The organism is Streptomyces capoamus (assembly GCF_014654935.1).
GTDB classification, from domain to species: Bacteria; Actinomycetota; Actinomycetes; order Streptomycetales; family Streptomycetaceae; genus Streptomyces; species Streptomyces capoamus.
This window is the reverse complement of record NZ_BNBF01000015.1, coordinates 214,838-221,705: the sequence shown is the minus strand read 5'-3', so window position 1 is coordinate 221,705 and position 6,868 is coordinate 214,838. Positions and strand designations below refer to the sequence as shown.

The 6,868-nt window shown below is 76.1% G+C and carries 8 protein-coding genes; 5 read left to right on the top strand and 3 right to left on the bottom strand.

The window, feature by feature from the left end; genetic code table 11:
* A partial coding sequence (locus IE312_RS41535; protein WP_229900340.1) for an SMP-30/gluconolactonase/LRE family protein occupies positions 1-468 on the bottom strand: 468 nt, incomplete at its 3' end.
* Complete coding sequence (locus IE312_RS23610) at positions 465-1,238, bottom strand: IclR family transcriptional regulator (RefSeq protein WP_189984326.1); 774 nt, start codon at positions 1,236-1,238, stop codon at positions 465-467. The genes IE312_RS41535 and IE312_RS23610, both read right to left, overlap by 4 nt.
* Positions 1,239-1,376: 138 nt before the next feature.
* On the opposite strand from IE312_RS23610, the gene IE312_RS23605 reads away from it, so the two are divergent.
* Complete coding sequence (locus IE312_RS23605; RefSeq protein ID WP_229900339.1) at positions 1,377-1,934, top strand: hypothetical protein; 558 nt, start codon at positions 1,377-1,379, stop codon at positions 1,932-1,934.
* A gap of 21 nt (positions 1,935-1,955) precedes the next feature.
* Here IE312_RS23605 and IE312_RS23600 read toward each other — a convergent pair whose 3' ends face one another.
* Positions 1,956-2,849 (bottom strand): ATP-grasp domain-containing protein, encoded by an 894-nt coding sequence (locus IE312_RS23600; RefSeq protein WP_189984345.1) that lies wholly within the window; start codon positions 2,847-2,849, stop codon positions 1,956-1,958.
* Positions 2,850-3,084: 235 nt separating this feature from the next.
* On the opposite strand from IE312_RS23600, the gene IE312_RS23595 reads away from it, so the two are divergent.
* From IE312_RS23595 to IE312_RS41530, 4 genes are all read left to right on the top strand, one after another.
* On the top strand, positions 3,085-4,578 hold the full coding sequence (locus tag IE312_RS23595; protein WP_189984324.1) for an acyl-CoA synthetase: 1,494 nt from the start codon (positions 3,085-3,087) through the stop codon (positions 4,576-4,578).
* Complete coding sequence (locus IE312_RS23590; RefSeq protein ID WP_189984323.1) at positions 4,571-6,001, top strand: carboxyl transferase domain-containing protein; 1,431 nt, start codon at positions 4,571-4,573, stop codon at positions 5,999-6,001. The genes IE312_RS23595 and IE312_RS23590 overlap by 8 nt, the downstream gene beginning before the upstream one ends.
* A 100-nt stretch (positions 6,002-6,101) precedes the next feature.
* Complete coding sequence (locus IE312_RS23585; RefSeq protein WP_189984322.1) at positions 6,102-6,434, top strand: CU044_2847 family protein; 333 nt, start codon at positions 6,102-6,104, stop codon at positions 6,432-6,434.
* A 179-nt stretch (positions 6,435-6,613) separates the two neighbouring features.
* A partial coding sequence (locus IE312_RS41530; RefSeq protein WP_229900338.1) for a rod shape-determining protein occupies positions 6,614-6,868 on the top strand: 255 nt, incomplete at its 3' end.

Sequence of the window (6,868 nt, the reverse complement as noted above, 5' to 3'; positions counted from 1 at the left end):
GTACATGAGCCGGCCGTCGGGGCTCCAGCCGGTGCCGTTGCTGACCGTGACGTCGGGCAGCACGGTCGTGGCCGTCCCGTCCCCGGTCAGCCGGGACAGCGTGCCGCCGCCCGGCGTCTCGTCGTACCGCATGGTGCCGGCCCACAGGGAGCCGTCGGGTGCCACGGCGGCGTCGTTCGCGCGGCGCCCGGGCACCGGCTCGTGGCGCAGCCAGCGGAAGCCGCCGTCGGGATCCAGCAGTCCGACGCCGTCCCGCAGGTTCAGCACCAGGCCGCCGCCCGCGCGGGGCTTGGCCGCGCCGATGTGCTGGGGTGTCGTACGGACCGTGCGGCGGCCGGACACCGGGTCGTAGGTGTGCAGCCGCATGCCCAGGATGTCCAGCCAGATCAGCCGGCCGGTCGCCGGGTCCCAGGCCGGGCCCTCGCCGAGTGTCGCCTCCGCCCGCACCGCGACCTCGTACGCCGTCATGCCGCGCTCCGGTGGCCCAGCCGCTCCGACAGCTCGGCGGCGCCCTTCACGGCGAGCTGCTCCAGCTCGGCCCGGCGCTCCTCGCTCCAGCGGATCATCGGTACGGAGATGGACAGCGCGGCCACGACCTGCCCGGTGCGGTCGCGGACCGGCGCGGCCACGCAGGAGACGTCCGGGTTGGACTCGCGGTTCTCCACCGCGATCCCGTGCTGCCGGATGTCCGCCAGCGCCTCGCGCAGGGCGGCCGGGTCGGTGATGCTGTTCGGGGTCATCGCGGCCAGTGCGGTCCCGTCCGGGATCCGCGCGGCCAGCTCCGGTTCGGGCAGCGAGGCCAGCAGCATCTTGCCGACGGAGGTGCAGTGGGCGGGCAGCCGGCGGCCGGCGGCGGAGACCATGCGGACCGCGTGCGTGGAGTCGACCTTGGCGATGTAGATGACGTCGGTGCCCTCGAGGATGGCCACGTGGACCGTCTCGTCGCAGGTCTCGGCGACCGAGCGGGCCACCTGCTGGCCCTCGGCGGCGAGGTCCAGCTGCTCGGCGTAGCGGCTGCCGAGCTGGTACGGGCGCACTCCGAGCCGGTACCGTCCGGGCTGTCCGGGAATCTGCACGATGTACGACCGCGCGGCGAGCGTGGTGACCAGTTCGTGCACGGTGGTGCGCGGCAGCTGGAGCTTGCGCACGATGTCCGGGGCGGAGAGCGTCCCGTCCCCGTCGAGGAACAGCTCAAGAATGTCGAGAGCCCGGGTCACGGCAGGCACGAGGCGTCCCACGTCCGGCCCCCTCCCTTGGGTTAAGCGTCCGTTCGAGATTTCAACAGACGATCGGCATGACGAACACAGGCTAGTCATGGCGGGTGGTGCGGGCAATGGGTCGGCGAGCAGGCTCGTGGCACGGGCACCATGGACGCCATGGACCTGGACTTCCAGCTGGTGCTGCTGCGCCGCATGGCCGATCACAACCCGGACCTGGTCGACGAGGCCCGGCGGCGGCTCGGCGCGTCCGCCGGGGACATGCGGGAGGCCAACAGGCGGTGGCAGGCGATGGTCCGTTCGCCGCGGGCCCGGGGCGCCGCCTCCCGGTACCGCTCGGTCCTCGGCGCGCCGGAGTCCGTCGTCCCCCGGCGCCTCGGCGACGTCGACTGCGAGGCCCGGCGCTGGGCGCTGCCGCTCTGGCCGGCGCTGCGCTTCGAGGTGCTGGTCGGGCCGGACGGCGGGGTGTGGAACGAGTGGCTGGTCCGGGCGCCCGGGGCGGCGGCTCCCCCGCTGCGCACCCTGGAGGACCTGACGCCCTGGTCCTGCACGGTGGACGAGGCCGCCCGCGCCTTCCCGCCGGCCCGCCCGCTGGAGGGCACCGCGCCCACCCGGTGGGGGCTGGCCCTCACCGTCCCCGACCGGCAGGGCGTACGGCACGAGCTGGTCGCCGAGTTCACGTGGGGGCTGCTCCAGCGGACGGCCGTCGTCGCCTGAGCCGCCCGGCACCGGGCCCGCTCAGCCCCGCCCGGACGCCGTCGGGTCCCCGGCCGCCGCCAGGACCGCCTCCGCCACCCGCGGCAGCGACTCCGGGTGCAGCCACAGGAACAGGTTCGGCTCCACCAGTTCCAGTTCCATCAGGCGGGGCTCGCCGTCCTCGCCGTCGACCAGGTCGACACGGGCGTACAGCAGGCCGGAGGCGCCGGGTACGGCCGCCAGCGCCTTCTCGGCGACGGCGAGTTCGGCGTCGGTGGGCTGCCAGCGCTCCAGGCCGGGGTGGGGCACCTTGACGGCGTCGTACGGGGTGCCCGGCGCCAGCACGGCACCCTTGCGGCTGGCGTGCAGCAGCCGCCCGCCGAAGAACTGCAGCGCCCGCTCGCCGCGCACGTCGATGCCCGGCATGTACGGCTGCACCATCGCGGTGAAGCCCTCCGCGTGCATGCGCGCCAGGTGGCGTACCGCCGAGTCGTGTTCGGCGGGCGTGTAGCGGGCGGCGAAGCGGGCGCCCGCACCCGAGGTCGGCTTGATCACGAACTCGTGGCCGGCGGGCAGGCCGGCCGGCTCGCCCGGCGGAACGTACCGGGTGGGGACGGTGGGGACACCGGCCGCGGCCAGCTCGCCGAGGTAGCGCTTGTCGGTGTTCCAGCGCACGACGGGCGCCGGGTTGGCCAGCCGGGTCAGCGCGCCGACCCGGTCCACCCAGGCCCCGAACTCGGCGGCCCGCCAGCTGTAGTCCCAGGTCGAGCGGATGACGACGAGGTCGTAGCCGGCCCAGTCCACCGCCGGGTCGTCCCAGTACCGGGCCTGTGCCCAGGCACCGGCGTCCGTCAGCGCCCGCACCAGCGCCGGCAGGTCCTCGTCCTTGCTCGGTTCGGTTCCGGGGTCGTAGGTGGCGAGGGCTATGCGGGGCACGGCGGGCTCCCTGTCGTACGACGGTTCGGTGATCGGTGCGGTGGTGAGGCTAACAAGCGCCACGGAACCGTCCGTCGGGGACGGACCGCCGGGCGGGACCGGAGCGGGCACCGGAGCGTGACCCCGGGCGGGACCGGGGGCGGGACCCGGAGCGGGCGCGGTGCGTGGCCGCTGGTGTAGGAAGGGTGCTGTCGTCCCGGCAGTCGGCACCCGCCGACAGTAAGGAGTGCGCCGCGTGTCCTCCCTCTTCCCCGCCCTGGCGGACGGTCCGGCCGAGCGCAGCGAGCCGGGGGTCCCCCCGGACGAAGTGCGCAGGAGGGTCGCCCTGCGGTTCGGACCGCGGAGCCTGACGTACGGCGAACTCGCGGGCGCCGCCGGCGCCGTGGCCGCCAGCATCGGCCGGGCCGGCCGGGCCGGCCGGGTCGCGGTGTGGGCGACGCCGGAGCTGGAGACCGCCGTCGCGGTGACCGGCGCGCTGCTCGCCGGGGTGGCCGCGGTGCCGCTCAACCCCAAGTCCGGCGAGAAGGAGCTGGCGCACATCCTGTCCGACAGCGCGCCGACGCTGGTCCTCGCCGCACCGGGCGCGCACCTTCCGTCCGCCCTCGGCGACGTGCCCCGGGCCGACGTCGACGCGTCCGCCACCGGCACCCCGCCCGCGGACGAGACCGCGGACGGCGACCCGGCGCTGGTCGTCTACACCTCCGGCACCACCGGCCCGCCCAAGGGCGCGGTCCTGCCCCGCCGGGCCCTGGCCGCCACCCTGGACGCGCTCGCCGAGGCCTGGCAGTGGACCGGGGACGACGTGCTGGTGCACGGACTGCCGCTGTTCCACGTGCACGGGCTGGTGCTGGGCGTCCTGGGCCCGCTGCGGCGCGGCGGCTCGGTGCGGCACCTGGGGCGGTTCTCGCCGGAGGGCGTGGCCCGCGAGCTGAGGGCGGGCGCGACCATGGTGTTCGGCGTGCCGACGATGTACCACCGGATCGCGGAGGCACTGCCCGGCGACCCGGAGCTGGCCGGGGCGCTCGCCGGGGCCCGGCTGCTGGTCTCCGGCTCGGCCGCGCTGCCGGCGCACGACCACGAGCGGATCGCGGCGGCCACCGGGCGCCGGGTGATCGAGCGGTACGGCATGACGGAGACGCTGATGAACACCGCCGTACGGGCCGACGGGCAGGCCCCGGCCGGCACGGTCGGCCCGCCGCTGCCGGGTGTGGAACTGCGGCTGGTGGAGGAGGACGGCACGGAGATCGGCGCGTACGACGGGGAGAGCGTCGGCGAGGTCCAGGTGCGCGGCCCCAACCTGTTCAGTGAGTACTTGAACCGGCCCGACGCCACCGCCGCCGCGTTCACCCCCGACGGGTGGTTCCGCACCGGGGACATGGCCGTGCGCGAACCCGACGGCTCGGTCTGCATCGTCGGGCGCAAGGCCACCGACCTGATCAAGAGCGGTGGTTACAAGATCGGGGCCGGGGAGATCGAGAACGCGCTGCTGGAGCACCCGGGGGTGCGGGAGGCCGCCGTCACCGGGGAACCGGACGCGGACCTGGGTGAGCGGATCGTGGCCTGGATCGTCCCCGCGGACCCGGGATCGCCGCCCGGCGCCGAGGAGTTGGCGGACCACGTGGCCCGGCGCCTGGCCCCGCACAAGCGTCCGCGCGTCGTCCGGTACCTGGAGGCCCTCCCCCGCAACGACATGGGGAAGATCATGAAGCGGGCACTGGCCGATGCCTGAGCGGCTGTCCGCGCGGGAGACGCTGGCGCTGGTCGCGGACGCGGACACCTTCCGCGAACTGCCCGCGCCGCGACGGGACTCCCCGCCCGACGGTCCTCTCGGCTGGCAGGGCTACAACGCCTCCCGCGCCCGGGCCGCCGCACACACCGGCGAGCAGGAGTCGGTGGTCTGCGGCACCGCGAGCGTCGAGGGCACCCGGGCCGTCCTGATCTCCTTCGAGTTCGGCTTCCTGGGCGGCTCACTGGGCCGGGCCACCGGGGACCGGCTGGAGGCGGCGTACGCCCACGCCCGCGCGCACCGGCTCCCGGTCGTGCCGCTGATCGCGACCGGGGGCAGCCGCATGCAGGAGGGCATGCTCGCGCTCACCCAGCTCCAGCGGGTGGCCCGCCAGTCCGCGCTCACCCGCGCGGCCGGCCTGCCCCAGATCGCGGTCCTGCGCGATCCGACCACCGGCGGCGGCTGGGCCACCCTCGGCGCCGGCGCGGACGTCGTCCTCGCCCTGCGCGGCGCCCAGGTGGGTTTCGCCGGCTCCCGGGTCCGGCCGCCCGGCGCCGACCCGGCCGCGTACACCGCGCGGTCCCAGCTGGCGGCGGGCTCGGCGGACGCGGTGGTGGAACCGGCCGGGCTGAGGCACACGCTGGGGACGTGGCTCGGGCTCCTCGCGGGGCGGGCGACGGGAGCGGGGACCGCCGCGCCGGCCGGTGACCCGGCCGGCGCGCGTCCGCCGGAGCCCGCCCCCGTGCCGTTCGCGCTCGGGCCGGCCGAACGGCCCCGCAGCGGGTGGGAGGCCGTCGTCCGGGCCCGGGCCAGTGAGCGGCCGCGGGCGCGGGCGTACCTGGACGCCTACTTCGGCCGGCGGGAGCTGATCAGCGGTGACCGGTGCGGCGGGGTCGACAGCGAGGGGATCCTCTGCGGGTTCGGCGAACGGGACGGCCGTACCGTGGCGTTCGCGGCGCAGACCGGGACGGCGACCCGGCCCGCCGGGTACCGCACCGCCGCCCGCCTGATCCGGCTGGCGGACCGGCTCGGCATCCCGGTGCTCACGCTGGTGGACACCCCGGGCGCCGCGAACGACGCGGAGGCCGAGCGGCAGGGTGCCGGCGCGGCGATCGCCGAGGTGTTCGGCGCGGTGGCCGCCGCCCGGGTGCCGATCACCACCCTCGTCATCGGCGAGGGCGGCTCCGGCGGCGCCCTCGCGCTGGCCGCGCCCGGCAACACCTGGGTCACCCCGGACAGTTACTTCTCGGTGATCGCACCGGAACTCGCCGCGGCCATCCTGAAGCGCCCGCCCGAGGAGGTGGAGCCGACCGCGGACCAGTTGCGCGTCCGGCCGCAGGACCTGGTGGAGCTGGGAGTGGTCCGGGGCATCGCCGGCCACCCCCCGGCCCGGGCCACCGCACCGCCGGCGCCACCGCCCGCGTGACCTCGCGCGCCGCCTGTCCGGGGAACGGCGGACAGGTCATCCCCCGTGCTCCACAATGGAGTTGCTCGTCAGTCACGCGTACGGGGGGTCGGTCGACGTCATGAACAGGCTGGTGGAGTTCACCACGGAGGACGGCGCCGTGGTCGTCGTGGAGAGCGCGGACACCGTGGGCGGCGCCAAGCTCGTCTCCCGCGGCGACGGCCCGGCCGTCCAGGCCACCCGCACCTTCGAGGGCGCCCTCGACGGCGTGCGCGCGGCGGCCCGGTCCGCGCTGCGGGTCTTCCGCGACGGCAGCCTGCGGCCGGACTCGGTGGAGATGGAGTTCGGGGTGAAGCTGAGCGCCGAGGCCGGCGCGGTCATCGCCAAGGGGGCGGCGGAAGGACAGCTGGTGGTGCGCCTGACGTGGTCCTCGGAGCGTCCGGCCGACGGGTGACCGCGCCCGGCGGCACCCCGCCACGCGACACGCCGGTACGCCCCCCGGAACCCCCCGTTCGGCGGCGCCCCGCCCGGCCCTCTCCAGCGGGCGCCCGCCGCCCGGCCCCGCACAGGATGCTCTCAGAGGCCCGCCGACCGGACGACGCCTGAAGGCCCGCGCACTCGGGAGGATCCGCCGTGACCGTCAGCCTGGAGCAGTTGCGCCGCTGCCACTTCGCCGTCGACCTGGGTGCGGCCCGCACCCGGATCTACGTGAAGGGCGCCGGCCTGGTCGTGGACCAGCCCTCGGCCGCGGCCGTGAACACCCGGACCGGCGGACTCATCGCCGTGGGCGAGCTCGCCGAGACGATGACGGGGCGCACCCCGGACTACATCAGGGTCGTACGGCCCGTCTCCGGCGGCACGGTGGTGGACATCGAGATGGCCCAGCGG

Excerpts from the sequence above, each read along its gene's own strand:
- IE312_RS23605 (WP_229900339.1), top strand. The coding sequence starts at position 1,377 with ATGGACCTGGACTTCCAGCTGGTGCTGCTGCGCCGCATGGCCGATCAC.
- IE312_RS23585 (WP_189984322.1), top strand. The coding sequence starts at position 6,102 with ATGAACAGGCTGGTGGAGTTCACCACGGAGGACGGCGCCGTGGTCGTC.
- IE312_RS23590 (WP_189984323.1), top strand. The coding sequence starts at position 4,571 with ATGCCTGAGCGGCTGTCCGCGCGGGAGACGCTGGCGCTGGTCGCGGAC.